Below are 397 nucleotides of genomic sequence, written 5' to 3' on the forward strand. Positions count from 1 at the left end.
AGGCAGACGTACTGCCAAATTAAAATCAACATCTCGCAGTATTGTCTCCCTGAGCGCAGTCGAAGGGTCTATAGATAATAAAGCAAAAATTACACGCTTTATTTGGGACGGAAACGTACCTCTACACGAGTGGCAATACAATTTAAAAGACAGACCAAAACTTGTAATTAACGAAGAAGGAGTACTAGAAAAAGACAAACCAGAACCACTAGATAACTTAATCACTTGGATTTTTGACGAAGGTACTTTTAAACCTGCCGCAAAAATAACAGCTAACGACACCTACTCTATTATCACAGATTATTTAGGGACTCCTGTTGAAATGTATAATTCTTCTGGAGAAAAAACTTGGGAAGTAGAGTATGATATTTACGGTAAAATACGTAAGTTAGCAAAA

At 36.5% G+C, this 397-nt stretch carries 1 protein-coding gene; it reads left to right on the top strand.

Annotation, left to right across the window (positions count from 1 at the left end; all coding sequences use genetic code 11):
- The coding region (locus tag ACVC5O_RS03405; protein WP_452220058.1) for an RHS domain-containing protein at positions 1–397 on the top strand (397 nt) is incomplete at both ends.

It is taken from the genome of Lacinutrix salivirga, from assembly GCF_053604675.1.